At 66.7% G+C, this 24,583-nt stretch carries 21 protein-coding genes and 1 pseudogene; 6 read left to right on the top strand and 16 right to left on the bottom strand.

The annotated features are described in order from the left end of the window. Positions 1 to 28: 28 nt before the first annotated feature. The 3 genes from AMB_RS10225 to AMB_RS10215 all read left to right on the top strand — a co-directional run bounded on the left by AMB_RS10225 (position 29) and on the right by AMB_RS10215 (position 4,176). The gene (locus AMB_RS10225) at positions 29 to 1,867 is read left to right on the top strand and encodes a feruloyl-CoA synthase (protein ID WP_043744133.1); all 1,839 of its coding nucleotides are present in this window, start codon (positions 29 to 31) and stop codon (positions 1,865 to 1,867) included. 145 nt (positions 1,868 to 2,012) lie between these two features. Continuing rightward, on the top strand, positions 2,013 to 3,677 hold the full coding sequence (locus AMB_RS10220; RefSeq protein ID WP_011384427.1) for an acyl-CoA dehydrogenase family protein: 1,665 nt from the start codon (positions 2,013 to 2,015) through the stop codon (positions 3,675 to 3,677). Positions 3,678 to 3,900: 223 nt separating this feature from the next. Further along, positions 3,901 to 4,176: an HU family DNA-binding protein gene (locus tag AMB_RS10215; protein ID WP_008614941.1), complete on the top strand. Its 276-nt coding sequence runs from the start codon at positions 3,901 to 3,903 to the stop codon at positions 4,174 to 4,176. Positions 4,177 to 4,368: 192 nt separating this feature from the next. Here AMB_RS10215 and AMB_RS10210 read toward each other — a convergent pair whose 3' ends face one another. The 10 genes from AMB_RS10210 to paaX all read right to left on the bottom strand — a co-directional run bounded on the left by AMB_RS10210 (position 4,369) and on the right by paaX (position 16,208). Next, complete coding sequence (locus AMB_RS10210; RefSeq protein WP_011384425.1) at positions 4,369 to 5,409, bottom strand: XdhC family protein; 1,041 nt, start codon at positions 5,407 to 5,409, stop codon at positions 4,369 to 4,371. Positions 5,410 to 5,413: 4 nt separating this feature from the next. Next, a complete protein-coding gene (hcrB, locus tag AMB_RS10205; protein ID WP_011384424.1) occupies positions 5,414 to 6,388 on the bottom strand; it encodes a 4-hydroxybenzoyl-CoA reductase subunit beta in 975 nt (324 codons plus the stop codon). Beyond that, positions 6,385 to 8,694: a 4-hydroxybenzoyl-CoA reductase subunit alpha gene (hcrA, locus tag AMB_RS10200; RefSeq protein ID WP_011384423.1), complete on the bottom strand. Its 2,310-nt coding sequence runs from the start codon at positions 8,692 to 8,694 to the stop codon at positions 6,385 to 6,387. The genes hcrB and hcrA overlap by 4 nt, the downstream gene beginning before the upstream one ends. Then, positions 8,691 to 9,179: a 4-hydroxybenzoyl-CoA reductase subunit gamma gene (gene hcrC / locus AMB_RS10195; protein WP_011384422.1), complete on the bottom strand. Its 489-nt coding sequence runs from the start codon at positions 9,177 to 9,179 to the stop codon at positions 8,691 to 8,693. The genes hcrA and hcrC overlap by 4 nt, the downstream gene beginning before the upstream one ends. Before the next feature lie 36 nt (positions 9,180 to 9,215). Further along, positions 9,216 to 9,683: a MarR family winged helix-turn-helix transcriptional regulator gene (locus tag AMB_RS10190; protein ID WP_011384421.1), complete on the bottom strand. Its 468-nt coding sequence runs from the start codon at positions 9,681 to 9,683 to the stop codon at positions 9,216 to 9,218. A gap of 98 nt (positions 9,684 to 9,781) precedes the next feature. Further along, on the bottom strand, positions 9,782 to 10,666 hold the full coding sequence (fdhD, locus tag AMB_RS10185) for a formate dehydrogenase accessory sulfurtransferase FdhD (protein ID WP_050750690.1): 885 nt from the start codon (positions 10,664 to 10,666) through the stop codon (positions 9,782 to 9,784). After that, entirely contained in the window at positions 10,666 to 11,493 is an 828-nt protein-coding gene (locus AMB_RS10180; protein ID WP_043744129.1) for a dimethyl sulfoxide reductase anchor subunit, read from the bottom strand. Before AMB_RS10180 ends, fdhD begins: the two co-directional genes overlap by 1 nt. Before the next feature lie 151 nt (positions 11,494 to 11,644). Beyond that, a complete protein-coding gene (locus tag AMB_RS10175) occupies positions 11,645 to 12,298 on the bottom strand; it encodes a 4Fe-4S dicluster domain-containing protein (protein ID WP_043744126.1) in 654 nt (217 codons plus the stop codon). Then, the gene (locus AMB_RS10170) at positions 12,295 to 15,030 is read right to left on the bottom strand and encodes a molybdopterin-dependent oxidoreductase (protein WP_011384418.1); all 2,736 of its coding nucleotides are present in this window, start codon (positions 15,028 to 15,030) and stop codon (positions 12,295 to 12,297) included. The genes AMB_RS10175 and AMB_RS10170 overlap by 4 nt, the downstream gene beginning before the upstream one ends. A gap of 251 nt (positions 15,031 to 15,281) precedes the next feature. Further along, positions 15,282 to 16,208: a phenylacetic acid degradation operon negative regulatory protein PaaX gene (paaX, locus tag AMB_RS10165; RefSeq protein WP_011384417.1), complete on the bottom strand. Its 927-nt coding sequence runs from the start codon at positions 16,206 to 16,208 to the stop codon at positions 15,282 to 15,284. A gap of 203 nt (positions 16,209 to 16,411) precedes the next feature. Between paaX and AMB_RS10160 the strand changes: the two genes are divergently transcribed. From AMB_RS10160 to AMB_RS10150, 3 genes are read left to right on the top strand one after another with little or no spacing between them, the layout of a single operon-like run. Then, on the top strand, positions 16,412 to 18,958 hold the full coding sequence (locus tag AMB_RS10160; RefSeq protein ID WP_011384416.1) for a sensor histidine kinase: 2,547 nt from the start codon (positions 16,412 to 16,414) through the stop codon (positions 18,956 to 18,958). After that, a complete protein-coding gene (locus AMB_RS10155; RefSeq protein WP_043744124.1) occupies positions 18,955 to 19,323 on the top strand; it encodes a response regulator in 369 nt (122 codons plus the stop codon). Before AMB_RS10160 ends, AMB_RS10155 begins: the two co-directional genes overlap by 4 nt. Next, positions 19,323 to 19,778, top strand: a complete 456-nt coding sequence (locus tag AMB_RS10150; protein ID WP_043744121.1) for a cache domain-containing protein — start codon at positions 19,323 to 19,325, stop codon at positions 19,776 to 19,778. Before AMB_RS10155 ends, AMB_RS10150 begins: the two co-directional genes overlap by 1 nt. Before the next feature lie 25 nt (positions 19,779 to 19,803). Here the strand turns inward: AMB_RS10150 and AMB_RS10140 are convergent. The 6 genes and pseudogenes from AMB_RS10140 to arfB all read right to left on the bottom strand — a co-directional run bounded on the left by AMB_RS10140 (position 19,804) and on the right by arfB (position 24,520). Beyond that, positions 19,804 to 20,845: pseudogene (locus tag AMB_RS10140) on the bottom strand (sulfate/molybdate ABC transporter ATP-binding protein). Positions 20,846 to 20,870: 25 nt separating this feature from the next. Continuing rightward, positions 20,871 to 21,710, bottom strand: a complete 840-nt coding sequence (cysW, locus tag AMB_RS10135) for a sulfate ABC transporter permease subunit CysW (RefSeq protein ID WP_011384414.1) — start codon at positions 21,708 to 21,710, stop codon at positions 20,871 to 20,873. 4 nt (positions 21,711 to 21,714) lie between these two features. Beyond that, positions 21,715 to 22,572: a sulfate ABC transporter permease subunit CysT gene (gene cysT / locus AMB_RS10130; RefSeq protein ID WP_011384413.1), complete on the bottom strand. Its 858-nt coding sequence runs from the start codon at positions 22,570 to 22,572 to the stop codon at positions 21,715 to 21,717. A gap of 2 nt (positions 22,573 to 22,574) precedes the next feature. Continuing rightward, positions 22,575 to 23,618, bottom strand: a complete 1,044-nt coding sequence (locus tag AMB_RS10125) for a sulfate ABC transporter substrate-binding protein (RefSeq protein WP_043744117.1) — start codon at positions 23,616 to 23,618, stop codon at positions 22,575 to 22,577. 126 nt (positions 23,619 to 23,744) lie between these two features. After that, the gene (locus tag AMB_RS10120) at positions 23,745 to 24,086 is read right to left on the bottom strand and encodes an ATPase inhibitor subunit zeta (RefSeq protein ID WP_011384411.1); all 342 of its coding nucleotides are present in this window, start codon (positions 24,084 to 24,086) and stop codon (positions 23,745 to 23,747) included. A gap of 14 nt (positions 24,087 to 24,100) precedes the next feature. Next, positions 24,101 to 24,520: an alternative ribosome rescue aminoacyl-tRNA hydrolase ArfB gene (gene arfB, locus AMB_RS10115; RefSeq protein WP_043744113.1), complete on the bottom strand. Its 420-nt coding sequence runs from the start codon at positions 24,518 to 24,520 to the stop codon at positions 24,101 to 24,103. Between the last annotated feature and the right edge of the window lie 63 nt (positions 24,521 to 24,583).

The following is a 24,583-nucleotide window of genomic DNA, read 5'->3' as shown; positions in this document are numbered from 1 at the left end:
TCCTTTGAAGGCGGCTAGGGAGGTCACTATGAATTCGGTTGCCTGGGCACCCATCAATTTCGCACCCGCGCGGGTGGAAGTGGAGAAGCTGGAGGACGGCGCCTTCATCATCCGCTCGCCGGACAGCCTGAAGCCTTATTCGCGCTGCCTGGGCGACCTGCTGGTCCATTGGGCCGAGCGCATCCCCAACCAGACCTTCCTGGCCCAGCGCGACGGCGACGGCTGGCGCCGGGTGACCTGGGCCGAGACCCTGAAGAAGGTCGAAGCCATCGGCCAGTCCCTGCTGGACCGCGGGCTGAACAAGAACCGCCCGGTGATGATCCTGTCGGACAACAGCATCGACCACGCTTTGCTGGCCCTGGCCGCCATGCATGTGAGCGTGCCGGTCTCGCCCATCTCGCCGGCCTATTCGCTGATCTCCCAGGATCATTCCAAGCTGCGCTACATCGCCGACCTGCTGAAGCCGGGTCTGGTCTACGCCTCCGACGGCGCCCGCTTCGCCGATGCCCTGGTGATTCCGGAACTGGCCCGCGTCGAGGTGGTGACCAGCACCAATCCCATCGCCTGCGGCGTGACCTTCGACACCCTGCTGGCCGCCACCCCCGGCCCCGAGGTGGAGAACGCCTTCGCCAATGTGCGGCCCACCACCGTGGCCAAGATCCTGTTCACCTCGGGCTCCACCGACATGCCCAAGGGGGTGATCAACACCCAGAAGATGCTGTGCTCGAACCAGCAGGCCATCCGCCAGGCCTGGCCCTTCCTGCTGGAAAGCCATCCGGTGCTGGTGGACTGGCTGCCGTGGAATCACACCTTCGGCGGCAACCACAACTTCAACATGATGCTGCGCCACGGCGGCACGCTGTACATCGACGAGGGCAAGCCCATGCCCGGGCTGGTGGAGAAGACCGCCGCCAACCTCAAGGAGGTTTCGCCGACGCTGTACTTCAACGTGCCGCGCGGCTTCGACATGCTGATCCCCATGCTGGAGAAGGATGACGAGCTGCGGAACAGCTTCTTCAAGAACCTGAAGATCATCTTCTATGCCGGCGCCGCCCTGCCCCAGAACTTGTGGGAGAAGATGGAGCAGCTGTCCATCCGCACCCTGGGCCACAAGGTGCGCATGGTGTCGTCCTGGGGCTCGACCGAGACCTCGCCCATGATCACCACCGTGCATTTCGACATCCCCCGCGCCGGTATCATCGGCCTGCCCGCCCCCGGCTGCGAGGTCAAGATGATCCCCAACGGCGGCAAGCTGGAGATGCGCATCAAGGGCCCCAACATCACCCCGGGCTACTTCAAGCGCGCCGACCTGACCGCCAAGGCCTTCGACGAGGACGGCTGGTACATGATCGGCGATGCCGGCAAGCTGGCCGATCCCGACGATCCCTCCAAGGGCATCGTCTTCGACGGCCGCGTGGCCGAGGACTTCAAGCTGACCTCGGGCACCTGGGTACATGTGGGAGCGCTGCGCCTGTCGGTGATCGACGCCGCCGCGCCGGTGCTGCAGGACGCGGTGATCACCGGTCACGACCGTGAATCCGTGGGCCTGCTGGGCTTCGCCAGCCTGCCCGGCTGTTTGCGCCTGTGCCCCGACGCCGCGCCGGACACGCCCTTGAAGGAACTGATGAAGCGGCCCGAGGTGCGCGACAAGCTGCTGGGCGCCATGAAGGCGCTGGCCGCCGAAGGCAAGGGCACCTCGCACCGCATCACCCGCGCCCTGCTGATGGACGCCCCGCCCTCCATCGACGCCAACGAGATCACCGACAAGGGCTATATCAACCAGCGGGCCGTGCTGACCAATCGCGTCCATCTGGTGGAGAAGCTCTACGCTCCCGGCGATGATCCCGACGTGATCCGGATGGGGTGAGCGACCGATAAATGTCATCCCGACGCCCATCGGGGAGGAGGGATCTCGTTCTGACCCGGCTTTGCCGATTCGGCACCAGCCGGACAAACAGAGATCCCTCGCCTGCGCTCGGGATGACAGGTGAATTGAGCTAGGGACCAAGACCATGATCGATTACCGCACTCCCCTTCCCGACCTGCTGTTCGCGTTGCGCCATGGGGCCGGGGCCGCCCGCCTGCCCCATTGGGACGACGAGACCGCCGAGACGGTCCTCACCCATGCGGCCGCCATGGTGGACGAGGTCATCGCCCCCCTGGACCCGGTGGGCGACATCGAAGGCACCAAGCTGGTGGATGGCCGCGTGGTCATGCCCCAGCCCTTCGTCGACGCCTATCGCCAGTTCGCGGGTGACGGCTGGCAGGGCCTCGCCGTGCCGGAGGAGGACGGCGGCCAGGGCCTGCCCCACATTCTCGCCTCGGCGCTGTCCGAGATGCTGTCGGGAGCCTGCATCACCTACCAGATGGTGCTGTCGCTGGCCCACGGCGCCATGCGCACCCTGGCGGCCAGCGGCTCCGAAGCCCAGCGCGCCGCCTGGATTCCCCGCCTTGCCGCCGGCGAGGTGCTGGCCACCATGTGCCTGACCGAAGCCCAGGCAGGCTCGGATCTCGGTCTGGTGCGGACCATGGCCAGCCCCCAGGCCGACGGCTCGTGGAGCATTTCCGGCGGCAAGATCTTCATCTCGGGCGGCGATCAGAACCTCACCGGCGGCCAGATCATGCATCTGGTGCTGGCCCGCACCCCCGACGCCCCGGCCGGCGTGAAGGGCCTGTCCCTGTTCCTCTGCCCCTCCCATCTGGAGGACGGCAGCCGCAATGCCATCTCGGTGGTGCGGCTGGAGGAAAAGATGGGCATGCATGCGTCCCCCACCTGTCAGGTGGCCTTCGACGGCGCCCGGGCCGAGATCATCGGCGCCCCGGGCGAGGGTCTCGCCCGCATGTTCACCATGATGAACGCCGAGCGCCTGGACGTGGCGGTCCAGGGCGTCGGCCTGGCCGAGGTGGCGCTGCAGCGCTCGCTGGCCTATGCCAATGAACGCAAGCAGGGGCGCGCCGGTAAGGACGGAGGACCCGACTTCATCGCCAAGCACGGCGACGTGCGGCGCATGCTGCTGGCCCAGATGGCCCTGGCCATGGGCTGCCGCGCCATGGTGATGCGCACCCTGGTGGACCTGGAACTGGGCGACAGGCCGGCGCTGATGGAGCTGATGACCCCGGTCGCTAAGGCCTTCGCCACCGAAGCCGCCATGGAAGCCGCCGACCATGCCATCCAGGTGCATGGCGGCTACGGCTTCCTGCGCGAATACCGGGTGGAGCAGATCCTGCGCGACGGCCGCATCACCCGCATCTACGAGGGCACCAACGGCATTCAGGCCGCCACCGTGGCCGGACGGGTCATCCGCCTGGACAATGGCCGGGCGCTGACCGAGTTCAAGGCCGAGGTGGAAGAGTCCATGGGCCTTGCCTCCCCCGCCTTTGCCGGTGCCTTGGGCCGGGCGCTGGCCGCCTGGGACGAGGCCAGCGCCGCCATGCTGGGCCGCCGCGACATCGGGCTGACCGCCACTTCGTATCTGCGGCTGACCGGTTTGCTGGCCTTCGGTGCCGCCTGGGCACGGCTGGAGGCCAAGGCAGAGCATGCCGCCAATCCCGCCCGCATCCGCGCCGTGGCGGAATATGTGCGCGACTGGATGCTGCCCGAGACCCGGCATCTGGCCGATCTCTGCCGAAATTCGGCGGAACTAGGGTCTTTACCCGATGGCGTATTCGCAAGCTGATAAATCCTGGGGAAAACCCCCAGCGATTCGGGACAGGACCGTTGTATTGTTGCGGAAAACGCGACACATTGCTTAACTCCCCGCTGGCCGGAAGCCCATCAGTGACTGGGCTTTCAGCTCGGGGTTCGGGTTTCGGCCGGGCGACGTGCATGCAACAGAGTTGTTGACGTTCGCATCGGTCGTGTCATTTTCAATCGGTCACGACAATTCCATTGGGGGTCTCATGAACAAGCAGGATCTGGTGAACAAGGTTGCCGAGCTCAGCGGTCTGTCCAAGGCTGCCGCCGACAATGTGATCGACGCGACCTTCGCCGCCATTACCTCGGCGCTCAAGGCCGGCGACGATGTCCGCCTGGTCGGTTTCGGTTCCTTTTCGGTGACTCAGCGCGCCGCCAAGGAAGGCCGCAATCCCCGCACCGGTGCGACCATCAAGATCGCGGCCTCCAAGGCCCCGAAGTTCACCGCCGGCAAGGGTCTGAAGGACGCCGTCAACGGCTAAGTCCTTCGCCCCAAGGGTGAAATGCCAAGGCCCCCGGAGAGATCCGGGGGCCTTTTGGTTTTTGGGGCTGCCGCAGGCCCCCCCACCCGGCCTCCCCCCGACGAAGTCGGGGTGAGGAGAAAGAAGAATGCCCCCTCCCCCAACTTGCTTGGGGGAGGGCTGGGGTGGGGGCTGGGGTGGGGGCTGGGCGCCTCAGCGTACCCGCAGGGGCCTGCCCCGCCGTGCCGAGATCAGTTCGGCCAGGACAGACACGGCGATCTCGGCCGGAGTGCGGGCACCGATATCGCAGCCCACCGGGGCGGCGATGCGCTTCAATGCCGGGCCCAGGTCCTCCAGGCGCTGGCAGCGCTTCGCGTGGGTCCGGGTACTGCCCAGCGCCCCCACATAGAACGCCTCGGACCCCAGGGCAGCCCGGAGCGCCGCGTCGTCCAGGCGCGGGACATGGGTGAGGCTGACCACGGCCGTGCGGCGATCCAGGGCAATGCCCGCCATGACCTCGTCGGGCTCGCCGCAGATCAGAGTGGTGCCGGGAAAGCGTGCCTCGTCGGCAAAGGCCCGGCGGGGATCGATGACGGTCACGGCAAAGCCCGTCTGGCGCGCCATGCCGGCCAGCACCTGGGTGATATGGACGGCCCCGGCGATGATCAGGGTCCAGGGCGCCTCATGGGTGCGGATGAAGATCTCGTCCGCCACCACGCCGCAGGTCCCCTGCCCCAGATGGGTCCGGGCCGCCGCCAGCCGCTGGGGATCGAGGGATAGCGAACCGCCGACATCGTCGTCGCCGACCAGGGCCTGAGCCCCGGTGGCGAGATCGAGAACCAGGGCGGTGGGCTGGCGCGACGCCTGTTGCCGCACCGCCGTTTCCAGCAGATCGCGTTCGGGATGAAACACCGCCACCCGGATATTGCCGCCGCAGGGCAGGCCCACGGCCCAGGCGGTCTCGTCCTCGACCCCGAAGGACAATTGGCGGGGCGGTTCGCCCGGTTCCAGATCCCGCGCCTCGGAGATGACGGCGGATTCGACGCAGCCGCCCGAGACCGAGCCGGCGAAGGTGCCGTCGGCATCCACCGCCATATAGGAGCCGATGGAGCGCGGGGCCGAGCCCCAGGTGGCCATGACCACGGCCATGACCACCCGACGGCCCTCGTCCATCCACTTCAACGCGGTGGCCAGCACCCCGCAGTCATCGGCCGCCATGTCGGCGGGGTCGCATTTGATGGCGTCGAGGCACATGCGGCTACTTCCCGTTCCAAAGATAGTCCATCTGCCGGCGGGCCACCGCCAGCAGTACCCTGCGACGATATTTGACCCCGGCCACCGTGGTCTTCAAGACGTTGGAGACCTTGCGCACCGCCTGGACCAGGGCCTCGGCGGTCTCGTCGTTCCACGGACGCCCCCACAGGGCGTCGGTGGGAACCATCAGCGGCGCCGAATTGGTGCCGGTCATGGCGACGCGCAAGCCGGCGATGGCATTGCCATCACGCTTCAAGGCCACCGCTACCCCGGCCAGGGGAAAGTCGATGGCGTCCCTGACCCGCACCTTGGAATAGGCGGCGGTCCAGCCGGTGGCGGGGGGGACCAGCAATGCGGCCAGCACTTCGCCATGGTCCAGACTCAGATGGGCGGCGCCGCTTTCGACGAACAGATCGGCCACCGGGACCAGACGCACGCCCTTGGGCCCGACGACCTCGGCCGAGGCGTTCAGCACCATCAGGGCCGGGGCCACGTCGCCGTGATAGGTGGCGTAGCAGCGGTCGGACTTGACCACCACATGGCACTTGTCGCCCTCGTATTTGAGGCAGAAGCCGTTGCCGGACCGCCACCACTCGGACTGGTTATAGAACACACAGCGGGTGTCCTGGCACAGATTGCCCCCCAGCGTGGCGGCGGCGCGGTGGCTGGGTCCCGCCACCAGGGACGCGGCCTGGGCCAGAACCGGCCAGGAGGCGAGGACGCGGGCATCCTCGGCGACGGCTTCCAGCGTGGCGCCGGCACCGATGCGCAGCGTGCCGTCGGCCCCCACCGAGATGGCGGCAAAGCCGGTGATGCCGGTGAGGTCCACCAGGGTCTCGGGCTTGCCTAAGCCCCGGCGCAGGTTGGGCAGCAGGTCGGTACCGCCGGCCAGGGGCTCGGCCCCGGGAACGGCCAGGGCGGCGACGGCGTCGGACAGCGAGGCGGGCCGCAGGGTGCGGAAATCGGGGAGGATGTTCATTCTGCGGCCTCCTTGGCGTCGAGAAGCTCGGTGATGGTCTCGGGCGATAGCGGGAATTTGGTGGAACGCACCCCCACCGCCTCGTAGACCGCTTCATGGACGGCGGGCAGGAAGCCGGCCAGCATGCCCTCGGACGCCTCCTTAGCGCCGAACGGGCCATTGGGGTCCAGGCTTTCGACGATCATCACCTCGATATCCGGGCTTTCCGCCATGGTCGGCACCCGGTAGTCGAGGATGTTGCCGTGCATCATCTTGCCATCGTCCCAGCGGGTCTCCTCGGACAGGGCCTGACCCATGCCCATCCACACGCCGCCCTGAGTCTGGCCCTCCACGGCAAGCGGATTGAGCGCCTTGCCCACGTCCACCGCCACCCACACCTTGTGGGCGGTGACCCGGCCGGTGATCTCGTCGACGCTGGCCTCGACCACCTGGGCCGCGTAGCAGAAGCCCATGGTGGCGCCGATGGCGCTGCCCCGGATCTTCTTGTCGCCCTGGAACTCGGTCGGGCAGGTGAAGGTTCCCTTCACCGTGATGGTGCCGGTATCGATCAGCGCCGCCTTCACCACCTCCTGGAAGGTCAGGCCGGGGTCCTGGCTGCCGGCCACCATGAAGACTTCATCGATGACCTCGATGTCCTCCTCGCGGGCGTCCAGCTTCTTGGCCGCCGCCTTGACCAGGATGGCCTTCAGTTCCTCCGCCGCCGAGATGGAGGCGTTGCCCACCATGAAGGTGACGCGCGACGAATAAGACCCGTTGTCCTTGGGCGTCAGGGCAGAGTCGGCCGAGATCACCCGGATGCGGCTCATGCGCACCCCCAGCACCTCGGCCGCCACTTGGGTGGCCATGGTGTTGGAGCCCTGGCCGATATCGGCGGCGCCGGTCAGCAGGGTGATGCCGCCGTCGAAATCCAGCTTGAGATTGACGGTGGCATGGGGCTCGCCGGTCCAGTGCTTAGGGGTCGAGGTGCCCGAGACGAAGTGGGACAGCGCGATGCCCAGCCCCCTGCCCTTGGGCATCTTGCCCTTGCGCTCGGCCCAGCCCGAAGCGGCCTTGACCTTCTCCAGGCATTCCGGCACGCCGTAGCTCATCACCTTCTGGGCATACATGGTGGTGTAGGGAATCTGCGGCAGCATGTTGCGCTGGCGGATGTCCAGGGAATCGATGCCCAGTTCCTCACCCATCTCGGTCAGCAGGGCCTCGAAGGCGGCCCGCGTGTCCACAGTCCCGTGGCCGCGCATGGCGCCGCAGGGGGGCGTGTTGGTGTAGACGCGCCAGGCGTCGTGCTTGATGGCCGGGATGTGATACAGCCCGTGCATCAGGGCGCCGGTGTAAAGGATGGTGATGATGCCATAGCCGGCATAGGCGCCGCCGGCCTGGGTGGCCTCCAGGGCCAGGGCGGCGATCTTGCCGTCGCGCATCAGGCCGATCTTCATCTTCACTTCCGTCCACGGACGGCCGCGATGGGCGATGAAGGTCTCCTCGCGGGTCTGGACCAGCTTCACCGTTCCCTTGGCCTTGCGGGCCAGCAGGCCGGCGATGATCTCGAAATGCAGGCACTCGGTGCGCGCCCCGAAGCCGCCGCCCAGGAAGGGCTTGATCACCCGGATGCGGGCCGAATCCATCTGCAGGCAGGCCGCCACCTTGAGGTGGACGTAGTACGGCACCTGGGTGGTGGTGTTGAGCGTCAGCATGTCGCGGACCGGGTCATACTCGGCCAGGGTGGCGTTCAGCTCCATGTGGACATGGTTGACCTCGGCGAAGGTGTAGACCTTCTCGCGGATCAGCTCGGCCTCGCCAAAGGCCGCCTCCACGTCGCCGAACTCGGCATGGACCTCGCGCAGCACGTTGTTGGGCTTGTCGTCATGGAGCGCAATGGCGCCCTCCTTCATGGCCGCCTTGGGCGTCATGTAGGCGGGCAGCACCTCGTACTCCACCTTGATGAGATTGAGGGCCTGTTCGGCGGTCAGTTCATCCACGGCCGCGACGGCGGCCACGGGATCGCCGCGATAGCGGACCTTGTCGCGGGCCAGCGGGTATTCGTTCTCGGCGATGGGCAGGACGCCATAGGGGACCGGCGTTTCGGCGCCCGTGCAGACCGCGTAGACGCCGTCCAGCGCCTCGGCCGCCGAGGTGTCGATGGAGATGATGCGGGCATGGGCCACGGGACTCCTGAGGATACGCCCCACCAGGGCGCCGGGGGCGGCGATGTCGGCTGTGTACTTGGCCTTGCCGGTGACCTTCTCGACACCGTCGACCAAAGGCGTGCGGGCGCCGACCGTGCCGTTCTTGGGGAATTTCGGGCTCATTGGGCCGCCTCCTGGCAGCCGCAGCGGGCCTTGGCCGCCACTTCCACCGATTCGATGATCTTCACATAGCCGGTGCAGCGGCACAGATTGCCGGCCAGCGCCTCTTTGATCTGGTCACGGCTGGGATCGGGGTTCTTGCGCAACAAAGCCTCGGAGGCCATCAGCATGCCGGGGGTACAGAAGCCGCACTGGGTGCCCAGCTTCTCGTGGAAGGCGGCCTGCAGCTTGGAGATGGTGCCCTGGGTCGCCAGGCCTTCCACCGTCTCCACCCGCTTGCCCGCCACCTGATGGGCGAGGGTCGAGCAGGCCAGACGCGGACGGTCGTCCACCAGCACGGTACAGGCGCCGCACTCGCCGCCGTCACAGCCCTGCTTGGTGCCGGTGAGATTGCTCACCTCGCGCAGATAATCCAGCAGCAGCATATTGTCGGGCACCAGATCCTCGCGGGCACGGCCGTTGAGGGTCAATCGCAGGATGCTTTTCACGGTCTTCCTCCCTCGGAAGCTTTTGGTCTTTTGGTTTTAATAGAGACGTTTCAGCAGGCTGATCAGCAGGCGCCGGGCGTCGTCGGACAGACCGGCGGAGAATTCACGGTCCTGGCGGGCCACCGCCGCCTCGATGCGGGCCATCGCCAGCGTCCCCTCGGCGGTCATGCGCAGATGGTAGGAACGGCGGTCGTTGGGGGCGGCGTCGCGGCGGATCAGCCCCTTGTCCTCCAGGGCGTTGACCACCTTGACGATGGAGGAGCGGTCGACCTCCATCACCTCGGCCAGCGCGCTTTGGGTCAGGCCGGAATTGTTGGCGATCACCTGCAGCATGCCGTAGAGGCCGGGGGTGATGCCCTCGGACGCCGTCACGGTCTGGGCGAAGTGCTTGAAGGCCGCCACCTGGGCGCGGCGCAGGTGGAACCCCAGCTCGTCGGTCATGGGACCGAACGAGGTTCCCGCGCTCTCATCTGGCTCGGCGGCTTTGACCTGACGGCCCGGCATGGCGATGTCCTCATTCCATTTCCGGGCATTGTTGACTAGGTCAACGACCTTGGCAACAAGATTGTTTACCTAGCAAACAATATGACGGGGCAAGAGGCTCAGTTCACCCAGCCGCGTAGCTCTCCGATGCGGTGACGGTGGCTGTAGACGGTGCAGCGCCCGGCGCGCAGGAAGCCGCAGAGCGTGATGCCCCGCTGCGACGCCACCTCGACGGCCAGGGAAGTGGGGGCCGAGACCGCCGCCACCAGTTGGAAGCGGGCCCGCGCCGCCTTGGTCACCATCTCCAGGCTGAGCCGCGACGACAGCAGCACGCCGCAGGCTGAGGTGTCGATTCCGTCCAGCAGGCAGCGGCCGATGACCTTGTCGAGCGCGTTGTGGCGTCCCAGATCCTCGGCGCTGGCGACGATGCGGCCGACGGCGTCGAAGACGGCGGCCGCATGGGCGCCGCCGGTGGCGGCAAATACCGCCTGTCGGCTCCCCATCTCGTCCATCAGCCGGTGCAGGGCGGCGATCTCCACCACCATACCCTCGCCCGCCCGGGGCAGGGTGGCGATCAGCTCCTCGAGCCGCCCGCCCTCGCCGCACACCCCGCACGAGCTGTTCATGATCACGTCGCGACGTCGCGGCTGGGGGCGGGCCGGGTCGACGAGATAGGCCGTCACCACCTTGGCGTCGTCGGGACAGAAGGCCACGGCGCGCAGGTCCGAGACCGCCTCGATGATGCCTTCGGTGAACAGGAAGCCCACCGCCATGGCCAGGGGCTCGGCCACTCCGGCATCACCCAGGATGCCGTCGGCCGGAGTATAGGCCATGGCCGTCCGATCGCCGCCGGTGGGCGTCCACATCAGGGTGTAGGTCCCCACTCCCTCCACGGCGATGGTCAGGGTGTCCTCGGCGATCACCGAGCACACCTCCTCGTCCACCGCCGAGCGATCCAGACGCACGGCGGCCACATGGGAGATGCCGTCCACCAGCTTGCTCATCACCGTCCTCCCAAGGCCATGGGCAGGCCGCGCCCGCGCACCGGGGCATAGGGGACCGAAGCCCCCCGGGTGAAAGCCGCCCGGGTGATCAGCAGCGCCTTGATCCCCCAACCCGACCCTGCCGCCAGCAGACCGGCCAGCGGGGCCACCGGCAATCCGGCCAGGGCCAGGAGCCACAGCGCCAGGGCGAGTCCCTGCGCCATCCGCGCCGCCTGGGCCGGGCCGGACCCAAAGATGGCCAGCGCGCCGGAGGCATTCCCCGAGGCGACCAGCCCGCGCCGGTACAACATCCAGGCCCCTTCCCGCGCCAGTCCGGCGGCCAGGGCCCAGGCCAGCACCGCCGGAGCGGGCTCGGCGAACAGGGCCAGCAGCCCCGCCCCCTCGGCCAGCCCGGACGTGATGATCAGGGGGACGATCTCCGCCTGCTTCCAGGCGGGAATGCCGCGCGACGCCCGCAGAATGCGCGACTGGCAATACAGGAACCCGGCGGCCAAAACCACCAGGGGCACCAGCAGGGCGGGATGGCCCAACAGCCAGTACCCGCCGCCCACCGCCATCAGCGGCCCGGCAACGATGCCTTCGCGGGTCATCCACGAGGTCTGGGGATGGAAGAAGACGTTGAGGGCCCGCCAGGGCTTGCCGATCTCCAGCCAGACCATGGCCAGGCCCAGCCCGACCAGCGCCAGACCGGCCACCAGGGACAGCCCGCCGTCGCCCAGCAGGACGCTGGCCAGCACCAGACCGGTTCCGGCCCCGCCACCGATGAAATTGCCGGCGGCGCGCAAATCCCAGCTCCGTTGCAGCCGGGCGGTGATCATCTGCCTCATGGCCGTCCTCCGTTCCTGTCATCCCGACGACCACCGGAAGGAGGGATCTCGTCCTGGCGCGACGTTTCGGAATTCGCACCGCCATCCCAGGCTGAGATCCCTCGCTCGCGCTCGGGATGACATCCGGAATGGTTGCCCGCTGAAGCCTGCCTCATGGCCGTCCTCCGTCCCACAGGTAATAGAATCCCGGCCCCGTGCCCTCGTCCTCGTGCTGGCGGAACCATTTGTTGTCGCCGACCAGCCGCGACACGACGCTGTCGGGGTCCTCGATATCGCCGAAGCGCAGGGCGCCCGACAGGCAGGAATTGACGCAGGCCGGCGTGGCCTCGGGGTGGATTCCGGGCACCTTGCCCGCCTTGACGCCGGCATCGATGCGCTCGACGCAGAAGGTGCATTTGGTGACCACGCCGATCTTCTGCTGGGCGGCGCGAGCCTTCTCCTGGGAGATGGGGCCGGCGCCGTAGACGTACTCGGCCGACTCCACCTTGTAACGGGCCTCGTAGGGGCACGAGACGGCGCAGTAGGAACAGCCGATGCAGATGTCGTAGTCGATGGTGACGATGCCGTCGTCGCGCTTGCGGGTGGCGGTCGAAGGACAGACCTCCATGCAGGGCGGCTGGTCGCAATGCTGGCAGCCGGTGGGCAGGAAGATGCGCCGCACGTCGGGGTATTGCCCGGCCTCGATGTCGAGGACCTTGCGCCACTGCACGCCGGGCGGCGTGGCGTTGGTTTCCTTGCAGGATGCCGTGCAGGTCTGGCAGCCGACGCAGCGCCGCAGGTCGGCGACCATCACATAGCGGGTCATGCCGGTTCTCCCGGCCCGTCGACCCGTCGCAGCGCCACCCGCACCACGTCGGCGCCCGAGCCGGTGGCGTCGGTCAGTTCCAGCGACATCTGGGTGATGGTGTTCAACGACGGGAAGTTGAGGTCCTTGGCATAGGGCGTCTTCCAATGCTGGAACTGGCCGGGAATGACCACGGTGTCGGGACGGCAGCCCTGGACCAGGGCGGCCCGGCCGCGGGTGTGGCCCACCACCGAGCTGACCTCCACCCAGTCGCCGTCCTTGATATCCAGTTTGGCCGCCGACGACGCGTTGATGATCACCGAACCGTGGCCGCGCAGGTTGCCCGCCACTTCGTTCATCAGCGGGATGCCGGCATTGTTGCCGGTGGTGTAGGGCATGGTCTTGGTGGTGATGCCCCAGAAGGGGAAATCCTCCGCCTTGGCCCCTGCCCGCTCCACCGCCTTGACCCAGCGGCCGGGGACGTCGTGCCAGTGGGGGATTCCCTGGTATTCCTCCAACTGCTCGTCCCACCATTGGATTCCGGCCTCGTGCAGGCGGCGGCGCAGTTCCTCGCCGACCCGCATCAGGCGCTCCTGATAGGGCAGTTCGTAGCGCAGCCCCTGCTCGACCATGGTGGCGTGCAGGTACCAGTCCTCGCGGGCGAAGGGCTGCATGAAGAAGCCGTTCTCCTTCATCCAGTCCAGGCCGCGCACCTCCTGGCCTTTGGTGGCCCCGGCGGTGGCCGCCTTGCATACCGCGTCCCAGATGGTGTCCACGTCGTGGACCTGATCCTCGGGCAAGGTGAAGTCGAAGCCCTCGCCCTTCAGGGGCACCAGGGCGAAGCCCTTGTTAAGCCCCCGGTTGTAGCTTTCCAGCAGGCCGACCCGGCGCGACAGTTCGGTGGTGATCCAGGTGAAGTCGCGGGACTCGCCCTGGGGCGCCACCGCCGGCTGGCGCAGCACGAAGCCCTGGTGCTGCCAGTGCTGCTCCACGAATTTCGAGCCGCCCGCCCGGATCAGTTGGGTGCTCTCCAGGTCGGTGGCCTCGGGCAGCAGGATGTCGGCCATATGGTTGGTTTCGTCCATGGTGTAGGCGAAGCACACCACGAAGGGCATCTTGGCCATGTTCCCGGAAAGCTGGGCGGTGTCCCAGAACGAGATGGCCGGATTGGTGCGATAGGCGATCCACACGTCGGGCGGTTCGGGCGGCGCCCATTCAGCGGGCGAGTCCTTCAGGAACATCCAGGCCAGGTGGGTCGGCCCCAGGGCCTGGGCCCAACTGGAATCGCCGACGATGGGGATCAGCGTGGTGTGGGCGTTGCGGCCCTTGGGCTTTTCCGCCCAGCCGCCTTTCTTCGTCGAGTTCATCTGGGCGTTCATGAAGCCGTCCTCGCCGGGCTTCACGCTCTTCAGCCGGTTCTCGTAGGGCCGGTTGAGGCGCACCGTGGTGCCCAGCGTGCCGCCCGGCACCTCGAGAGCCCCCACCAGGGTGGCCAGCACGGTGCGCGCCCAGCAGCACTCATAGGCGCCCCAGCCGTTGTTGACCGTCTTGCCCAGGGTCACCGCCACCGGACGATGGGGCAGCACCTTGCCGTCCACCTCGGTGGTCTGGCCGACACAGGCATTGTCGAGATATTCCAGAGCCACCTGCCGCACCACCTTGGCCGGCACGTCGCAGATGGTCTCGGCCCAGTCAGGGGTATAGCCGCGCATGCCGTCCACCAGCAGCGTGAAGGCCGTCCGGGCGGTTGCGTTCTCGCGCCGGACCATCTCGCCGTCGGGCAGCTTGGCCACGGCGGCGGGAACGGTGAAGCTCCCCTCCAGGGCGGGAACCGCGCCCGGATGGTCGTGGGGGACCGGCTGGCCGGTGATGCCGTCCCACATCAGCGGCTTGCCCGTCGCCTCGTCGCGCAGATACCAGCCCTCGTCGTCCACCAGATAGGGCGACGCGGTGCGATCGCGCAGGAAGTCAAGATCCAGCGCACTCCTCGGCGCTTCGTGCAGCATGACGTGCAGCATGGCGAACATGAAGGCCGGGTCGGTCTTGGGGCGGATGGGCACCCATTGTGCCGAGCAGGCGCCGGTGGGCGACAGATGGGGCTCCACCTGCACCCGCTTGATGCCGCGAATCCGGGCGTCGGCATGGCGGCGCACACCGCAGGGGCCGCCCGAGACTTCCACATTGGTGCCGAACGACACGATGAAATTGGCATTGGGCGTATCGGCCGCCACCGTGAAGGCGCGGTGCCAGTATTCGCCGTACAGATGCTCGGAGTGGACGCATTTGACGCCCTGGCCCGAACCGAAGCTGAAATCGATGGGTCCCCAGGCGGCCAGGAAGGCGGGAAAGGTTCCCATGTAATTGGCCGGCGTGCCGCCATGACCGAAGGTGGCGGCCAGACGCGGCATGCCCTGCTCGTTGAGCAGCCCCATCTCGCGCACCGATCGCAGCTTGCCGGCGACCAGATCCAGCGCCTCGTCCCAGGAGATGGGCACGAAGCCCGGGTCCTCGTCACGCCCCTTCCTGGGGTTGGTGCGCTTCATGGGGGTGAGCACCCGGTGAGGATTGTAGGTCTTCTGCACCAGACCATACGCCTTGACGCAGGGACGCCCATCGGCGGGGTGAATGCCCATGCCGGCATGGTTGGGCGTTACCGCCACCGCCACGCCATCCTTGACCGTGACACACATCAGGTCGGGACCGGCGACGCAATTGTAGCAGTAGGTCGGGACGGATTTGGTCTCGACGGACATGACGTTTCTCCTGATCCGGCGCCGCTTTGGCGGCGTTGCTCCCCGGTTGCGCCCCCTCGGCCCTCCCGGCCGGCGAACTGCATTTTTTAACGTCGTAGTGCATTTTTTACAGTAGAGTCAAATTTTTTGCGTAACTTTCGCATCATGGCATAGGTGGCCTATGCCGTCCGGATCAAGGATCGGGCGCGCCAAAGCGATACGGACCGGCACTCAGGCCGGCCCGTACGACATCGATCGGAATGGAAAAGAGGTCAGTCGGCCGATTGCAGCCCGCCGAAGCGGGTGTAATAGGCGGGATGGGCCTCCGGCACCGGGCCTTCGGCGGTTTCCAGCATGCCCATGACATGGGTCTCGGCCGCCGTCTGGACCAGACGGTAGAGGTTGCGGCACAGCACCCGGGCTGAGGTCCCCGGCCAGTGGGCGGGCAGCAACTCATCGGGCAGCATGGGGTCGCGCAGCAAGGCCCGGCGATAGCCGTGCATCAAGAGGGTGCGGACCACGAAGCACATCTGGGGGTCCAGCTCGCCCGCCCCCGACAGGGCCTGCCACAGGGGCCGGAAGGTGTCGAGGAACTCGTTGTAATCACCGGCCAGCCGGTCCAGATCCCAGCAGGTGTGAATCAGGTCGCGCAGGGCTTCGGGGGTCACCCAATCCTCGGCACTGGCGACCATCATCACGGCGCGGTCCTGGACTCCGGCCTCGGCCAGGGCCTGACGCACCGCGCTGCGGTCGGGGTGGACCAGGACGCCGCTGGCCAGCTGGCCGAACCCCAGCCAGCCCAGATCACGGCGCAGGGAATCGCGGCGCTCGGCATCCATGCCCTCGATATTGGTCACCGCCAGGGTCCAGCGCCCGTCCCACGGCTTGCCGTTGAAGTGGTAGATGCGGTTATGGGCGGCCTCGAAGCGGCGACGCCCCATTTCGGTCAGGCGGTAATAGCTGCGCCGGCCGATCTGCATGGAGGACAGCCAGGCTTCCTTGGACAGGCGGAACACCGAGGTGCGCACGATGCGCTCGTTCAGGCCCAAAGGCTCGACCAGATTGATGACGCTGCCCAGCCAGGCGCTGCCGCCGTGATGGGAGATGGCGTCGCCATAGACGGTAATGATCAGCGACTTCGCCTTGGGACGAAGACGCGCCAGAACCTGCCCTACGATTTCACCGACCCGTCGGTTCATGCCGCCCGCTTTGAGAATGAATAAGACCGCCCTTCCACGCGGCACATCCTAATGAAGCGGCGTTTTCGGGCAACCACGAAATTCACCATCAGCCTCATACAATTAACACACTGGAAAATCACATACCTAAGTTGTACAGTCCCTCCCGTTCGGAAGAGGGATTGGGGCCTAACCGGCATAATCGCAGCAATCACCGGATCAACATGCCCCGTCTCACCCAATTCGGCATCCGCGCCAAGCTCATCCTCATCTTCGTCCTGATCAAGGTGATCCCGCTGCTGGTCCTGGCCGCCTTCGCCTGGCGCGGTCAGGCCTGGCTGGCCGAGCGGGTCTCCGAGAACGTCACCGGCATGACCCGGGCCATGCGCGAGACCACCGAGCAGGTGGTGACCAGCACCACCAATTCGGCCATCAAGGCATTGGACGACGCCGCCAGGGAAAGCCTGGAGCGGCTGACCACCGACACCGCCCGCGACGTTGCCGCCTTTCTTTACGACCGGGACGGGGACATCCGTTCGGCGGCACTGATCGAGCCGGGCGAGGAGGTCTATCGCCGCTTCCTGCAGGGCCGCACCCGCCCCATCGAGCGCCATTACCCCTGGGTCCTGACCCCCGACGGCAGCAAATGGGTCCCCGGCCCGGAAGCCGTTCCCCATTACGATGCGCCGCCGGTCCAATCCTCCATCGAGGAAAACCGCCGCAATTTCAACTATCGCCCTGTCACCGAGGGCGGCCTCAAGGTCGAGCGTCCGCTGTTTCTGGAGATGACGTTCATCGGCCTCGACGGCCGGGAGAAGGTCAAGGTCACCACCTCCGATCTGGTCAGCCGAGATCTCAAGGACGTGTCGCGGCGCGAAAACACCTTCGTCAAGGCCGAGACCTATTTCAACGATCTCAAGGCCCTGGGACCCGACAGAATCCATGTGTCCGACGTGATCGGCGCCTATGTGCGCTCGCCGGTCATCGGGCCGTTCACGCCCAAGGCCGCCGCCGCCAAGGGCATCGAGTTCGCCCCGGAAAAGGCCGCCTTCGCCGGAACCGAAAACCCGGTGGGCACCCGCTTTCGCGGATTGGTGCGCTGGGCCATGCCGGTGGTGCGCGGCGGCAAGACCATGGGCTGGGTGACCCTGGCGCTTGACCATGACCACCTGATGGAGTTCACCGACCACATCCTGCCCACCGGAGACCGCTATTCGCCCATCGCCGACGCGGCATCGGGCAATTACGCCTTCATCTGGGACTACAAGGGCCGCTCGGTGGTCCATCCCCGCCACTATTTCATCACCGGCTACGATCCCGAAACCGGCGATCCGGCCGTGCCCTGGCTGGATACCGGCCTTTACGCCCAGTGGAAGGACAGCGGCAAGCCCATCGCCGAATTCCTCAGGACCGCTCCCACCTTCCTGGAACAATCCCTGAAGAAGAAGGGCGCGCCGGAACTGGTCCGCCAAGGCCTGCTGGGCCTGGACTGCCGCTATCTCAACCACGCGCCGCAATGCACCGGCTGGATGGATCTCACCAGCCAGGGCGGCTCGGGCTCGTTCGAGATCTTGTGGAGCGGCCTGTGGAAGCTGACCACGGCGGCCACCATCCCCTATTACACCGGCCCCTACGGCCGGTCGCCGCGCGGCTTCGGCTTCGTCACCATCGGCGCCAACGTCGACGACTTCCACGCCGCCGCCGCCAAGGAGAAGGAGCACACCGACCAGATCCTGGCGCTGCGCGACCGCGACCTGCAGGCCAAGTACGACACGGTCATGGCCCTGATCGCCGCCCAGGTGGAAAGCCTGGCGCGGGAATTGTCCATCTCGACCCTGATCATGATCGCCCTGGTGGTCGGTATCGCCGTGTGGATGGCCTCGTTCCTGACCCGGCGCATCACCGCCGTGGTGGGCGGCATCCACCGCTTCAGCGAGCAGGAGACCGAATATCGCCTGCCGGTCCAGGGCAATGACGAGATGGCCAGCTTGGCCATCTCCTTCAACCAGATGGCCGACCGCGTCGCCGAGTCCTTCGTCCGCCTGGACGAGGCCCGCAAGAGGGCCGAGGAAGCCAGCCGCATGAAGAGCGAGTTCCTGGCCAATATGAGCCACGAGCTGCGCACGCCGCTGAACGGCATCATCGGCTTCTCCGAGCTGATCCGCGACGAGGCCGCCGACGATGAAACCCGCGAAAACGCCGACATCATCGAAAAGAGCAGCCGCCACCTGCTGGAACTGGTCAATTCCATCCTCGACATCGCCAAGATCGAGGCCGGCGCCATGACCCTGTCCATCCAGGAGGTTAAACTGGCCCCCCTGGTGGCCGAGGCGGCCGCCGTCCACCAATCGGCGGCCCAGGGCAAGGGAATCACCCTGTCGAGCCGGGTGGCCGGGGACTGTCCCGCCACCATCCAGGCCGATCCCCTGCGGCTGCGCCAGATCCTCCACAACCTGCTGTCCAACGCCGTCAAGTTCACGGAAACAGGCGAAGTGGCCCTCAGCGTCGACCTGCAGCCCGACCATCTGGTCTTCAAGGTTTCCGATACCGGGGCCGGCATCCCCGAGGCGATGCTGCACGCCATCTTCGAGAAATTCCGGCAGGTTGATTCCTTCCTCACCCGCTCCCATAGTGGAACCGGCCTGGGCCTGACCCTGGCCCGCCATCTTGTCGAACTGATGGGCGGCGTCATCGGCGTCGAATCCACGGTGGGCAAGGGAACAACCTTCCACTTCACCCTTCCCCTTCACCAGACCGAGACTCCGTCATGAAGAACGCCCTGGTCGTCGACGACAACGACGTCAACCGTATCCTGGCCACCCGCCTGCTCAGCAAGGCCGGCTGGACCGTTTCGGATGTGGATTGCGGCGAGGCGGCGCTGGATTTCCTCGGCGCCAACACGGTGTCGCTGATCCTGTTGGACGTCAGCATGCCGACCATGAGCGGCCAGGAGGTCTGCAAGCGCATCCGGGCCGGCAAGCTGGGGGGAGACGGCGTCAAGATCGCCGCCTACACCGCCCACGCCATGCCCGAGGAAGTCCAGGAGTTCCTGGACTGCGGCTTCGACACCGTGCTGCTCAAGCCCATGTCGCGCGATCGCCTGACCGCCACCCTGAGTGAATTGGGATTTGCCTGATGCGCCGCCGTTTTCTGCTTCTTCTGCCGCTCGCCCTGGGATTCGCCGCCGCCGCCCAGGCCGCCGAACGCCCCACCCGGGAGCAGATTCAGGCTCTGACCCTGAAGGCTGCCGCCCTGGTGGCCGCAGAGGGCATGGAAAAGGCGCGCGAAGCCTTTCATCGCCAGGGCGAGTTCCGCTTCGGCGAGATTTACGTCAACGTCATCGACGGCAACGGCACCTGGCTGATCTATCCCCCCAACCCCAGGAACGAGGGCAAATCGGTCCTCAACGCCAGAGACAGCAACGGCAAGCTGCTGGTCCAGGAGATCATCCAGACGGCCAGGGACAAGGGCGAAGGCTGGGTGGAATATCACTGGCTCAATCCGGCCAGCAACCGCATCGAGCCCAAGATCACCTATGTGAAGAACGTCCCCGAAAAGGGCGCCATCACCTATATCGGGCTGTACAAGTAGGAAGGGAGGCGCCCCCTCCCACCGGCTAGATGTTTTCCCCCACGAAGACCCTCGCCTTGCGCAGGAAGACCGAGACCTCCAGTCCGCGGCGCAGGCCCAGCTTGTCCTTGACGTCGCGCGACACCTCGGCCTCGACGATGATGCCGTCGGCCAGTTCCAGTTCGGCCCGCACCACCGGCCCCAACACCACCACCTGACGGACCCTGGCCTGGGGAGCGTCGGGGGACAGTTCCAGGACTTCCACGTCATGGGGGCGGACAAAGGCGGTGCCGGGCCATCCGCCCGGCCTTCGCCGATATGCAGTCCACCCACCTGGGCCTGACCGCCGGCCACCCGGCAGGGCAGCGCGTTGACGTTGCCCAGGAAGCGGTAGACGAAGGGGGTGGCGGGGCTGTCGTAGATCTCGGCCGGCGTGCCGATCTGTTCGATGCGCCCCTTGTTCATCACCACCACCTCGTCGGCCACCTCCAGGGCTTCCTCCTGGTCATGGGTGACGAACACGCCGGTCAGGCCCATCTCGTCATGCAGGTGCCGCAGCCAGCGGCGCAGATCCTTGCGCACCTGGGCGTCCAGCGCGCCGAACGGCTCGTCCAGCAGCAGCAGGCGCGGCTCCACCGCCAGGGCGCGGGCCAGGGCGACGCGCTGGCGCTGGCCGCCGGACAACTGGCTGGGATACCGCCCCGCCAGCCCTTCAAGCTGCACCAGTTCCAGCAGGGTATGGACCTTCTCGGTAATGGCCGCCTTGGACGGGCGGTCGGCGCCCTTTCGCACCTTAAGGCCAAAGGCGATGTTGTCGGCCACCGTCATGTGACGGAACAGGCGTAATGCTGGAACACGAAGCCCACCTTGCGGTCCCGCGTCCCCAGGCCGGTGGCGTCGATACCGCCGAGGCGGACGCGGCCGTCATCGGGCTGCTCCAGACCGGCCAGAATGCGCAAGAGCGTGGTCTTGCCCGAGCCGGACGGCCCCAGCAGCGCCACCAGCTTGCCCTGGGCCACGCGCAGCGACACCTGATCCAGCGCGGCAAACGAGCCGAAGCGCTTGGAAATGTTTTCAACCTCGATCATGTCCGACCCTTCAATGTCCGCCCCATCAATGTCCGGTGGCGGCGAGTTCGTCGCGGTGCCACCATTCGAGTACCGCTTTAGCGGCCAGCGTGACAAGGGCCAGAATGGCAAGGAGAGAGGCGACCGCGAAAGCGCCGACGAAATCGTATTCATTGTAAAGGATCTCCACGTGCAGCGGCATGGTGTTGGTCAGCCCCCGGATATGGCCGGAGACCACGGAGACGGCGCCGAACTCGCCCATGGCCCTCGCGTTGCACAGCAGCACGCCGTACAGCAGCCCCCAGCGGACATTGGGCAGCGTCACCCGCCAGAACGTGGCAAGGCCGGAGGCGCCCAGCGTCAGGGCCGCCTCCTCCTCCTCACGTCCCTGCTCCTCCATCAGCGGGATCAGCTCACGCGCCACGAAGGGAAAGGTGACGAACACCGTGGCCAGAACGATACCGGGAACGGCGAAGATGACCTTGAAATCGTGCTCGGACAGCCAAGGCCCCAGCAGGCCCTGCAAGCCGAACAGCAGGACGTAGATCAGCCCGGAGATCACCGGCGACACCGAGAACGGCAATTCGATCAGCGAGATCAGCAGACTCTTGCCGCCGAAATCGAACTTGGCGATGGCCCAGCTTGCCGCCAGCCCAAAGGCGATGTTCAGCGGCACCGCGATGGCGGCGACGATCAGCGTCAGGCGAATGGACGACCAGGTATCGTCGGTGGAGAGCGCCCGCACATAGGCGCCCCAGCCCTTGGCGAAGGCCTCGACCAGCACCGCGGCCAGGGGGGCGACCAGGAACAGCGCCAGGAAGGCCAGGGCCACCAGGGTCAGACTCCACCGCACCACCGCCGGTTCGCGCGTGGCGTGCTCGCTCATGATTTCAGCCCCCCATGCGCCCGCGGCGCCACTTTTGCAGCAGGTTGACCACCAGCAGCAGGGTGAAGGAAATCGCCAGCATCAGGGTGGCGATGGCGGTGGCGCCCACGTAGTCGTACTGTTCCAGCTTGGTGACGATCAGCAGCGGCGCGATCTCCGAGACGCCCGGCAGGTTGCCGGCGATGAAGATCACCGAGCCGTATTCGCCCACCGCACTGGCCAGGGACAGTGAAAACCCGGTCAGCAGCGACGGCAGGATGGAGGGCAGGATCACCTTCAGGAAGGTCTGCAGCCGGTCCGCCCCCAAGGAGGCGGCGGCCTCCTCCAGCTCCAGATCCACGTCGTGCAGCACCGGCTCCACCGTGCGCACCACGAAGGGCAGGCCGATGAACACCATGGCCACCACCACGCCCAGGGGGGTGAAGGCCACCTTGACGCCCAGGGGCTCCAACACCGAGCCGATCCAGCCGTTGGGGGCGTAAAGAGCGGTGAGCGCGATGCCGGCCACGGCGGTGGGCAGGGCGAAGGGCAGGTCGACGACGGCGTCCACCAGCCTGCGGCCGGGAAAGGGATAGCGCACCAGCACCCAGGCCACCAGCAGGCCAAAGACGGCATTGATCAGGGCCGCCACCAGTGCGGCTCCGAACGACAGGCCCAGCGCTGACAGCACCCGGGCATCCGTGACGATCGCCCCCCACTGCGACCAGGTGGTGCCCGCCGCCTTGATGACCAGCGCCGCCAGCGGCAGCAGGACGATCAGCGACAAGTAGGCCAGGGTCAGGCCCATGGTCGGGCCGAACCCCGGAATGACGCTGGGCACCCGTCGCGGCAGGGACAGAGCGAAGGCGGCCACCGCGCCCACTCCTACTTCTTCGCCGTGATGCGGTCGAACACGCCGCCATCGGCGAAGTGCGCCGTCTGGGCCTTGGTCCAGCCGCCGAACACGTCGTCGATGGTGAACAGCTTGACCGGCGCGAAGATGCCCTGGGTCGTCTTCACCACGTCCGGATCGCGGGGACGGTAGAAGTTCCGTGCGATGATCTCCTGGGCCTCGGGGGTGTAGAGGAAGTCGAGATAGGCCTGGGCCACGGCACGGGTGCCGCGCTTGTCCACCACCTTGTCGACCACCGCCACCGGCGGCTCGGCCAGGATGGACAGGGACGGGGTGACGATCTCGAAGCCCGAGCCAAATTCCTTGAGCGCCAGATGAGCCTCGTTCTCCCAGGCCAGCAGCACGTCGCCCAAGCCGCGCTGGGCGAAGGTGACGGTGGAGCCTCGCGCCCCGGAATCCAGGACCGGAACATTCTTGAACAGGGCGGCGACAAAGGCCTCGGCCTTGGCGGCATCGCCGTTGTTGCGATCGAGCGCATAGCCCCAGGCGGCCAGATAGTTCCAGCGTGCCCCGCCCGAGGTCTTAGGATTGGGGGTGATCACCGAAACGCCCGGCTTGACCAGATCGCCCCAATCCTTGACCTGCTTGGGATTGCCCTTCCTGACCAGGAACACGATGGTCGAGGTGTAGGGCGAGGAATTATAGGCCAGCCGCTTCTGCCAGCCGGCATCCAGCAGCTTGGCCTTGTCGGCGATGGCGTCGATGTCATAGGCCAGCGCCAGGGTCACCACATCGGCCTCCAGCCCATCGATCACCGACCGGGCCTGCTTGCCCGAACCGCCGTGGGACTGGTTGATCTTCAGGTCTTCGCCGCTCTTGGCCTTCCACTGGCGCGCGAAGGATTCGTTCAGCGCCTGATACAGCTCGCGGGTGGGATCATAGGACACGTTGAGCAGGGTCCGGCTCTCGGCCGCCTGGGCTCCGGGCATCAGCGCGGCCATCCCCAGGGCCAGAACCACCGCGAACAGTGCCGCCAGAGCCAGGCGCCGCGCCTCATCCTCATGAATTCCAATCATTCGCACCCTCCAATTCAACACAAAGCTTACGCCCATAAGCTTTAGTCCACTAATCTATAGACTATGCGGATAATGGAGTCAAGCCAAGGGATCACGCCAGGGAATCACGCACCGGAATTGGGGCCGTCACCGGCGCAATTCGGCTTCCTGCTCCAGAAGAGCCTGCTGCTCGAACCGCCGGCAGACATCCTGCAGTTCGGCCGAGGACAGAAAGATTCCGAACCCCATCAGGTCATTGCGGATCTTCAGCATCAGGAACCCTTCGGTCGCCGAGGTCGAAACCCGGGCGAAATCGGCATCAAGCAAGAGGTGGAGATAATTCTGGCTGTCTTCGTCAGTCAGGTCGCAGGCCCAGCCCGCCAGCAGACGGTTCCGCCTCGCTCTGATCCAGAACGCGGCTTCATCCCGGCTCCGGTGGGCCGCCTGGCTGGTGGCCCCCTTGGCGTAGAAGGTGTCAAGAATGGCCACGCCGCTCCCCTTCCCTATTCCGGCCGCTCCGATCGCAGCCGCTTGGTCTCGGACCGCTTGCCCTTGGATTCAAGACGCCGCTCCGTCGAGCCCTTGGTCGGCTTGGTCGGGCGGCGCTTGGGAGGAGGCGGCTTGGCGGCCTCGCGGATCATCGCCACCAACCGGTCCAGCGCCTCGGCGCGGTTGCGCTCCTGGCTGCGGTAGGTCTGGGCGATAATCACGATGATTCCGTCCTGGGTCAGACGGCTGCCCGCCAGCTTTTGCAGGCGCACGCTGACATCGTCGGGCAGCGAGGGCGAACGCCGCGCATCGAAGCGCAACTGGACCGCAGTCTCGACCTTATTGACGTTCTGGCCACCTGGACCGGAAGAGCGGACGAAGCTCTCCTCGATTTCCTTCTCGTCGATTTGGATGCGGTGGGTGACCTGGATCATCAGGTTTTATATCGGCGAAGCCCATCCTTCGTCCACAGGCGGATGGCCGATCGTCCGGCAGTC

The organism is Paramagnetospirillum magneticum AMB-1, from assembly GCF_000009985.1.
GTDB lineage: Bacteria > Pseudomonadota > Alphaproteobacteria > Rhodospirillales > Magnetospirillaceae > Phaeospirillum > Phaeospirillum magneticum.
Note: the sequence above shows the minus strand (reverse complement) of the source record. Positions and strands in the feature narration are given on the sequence as shown.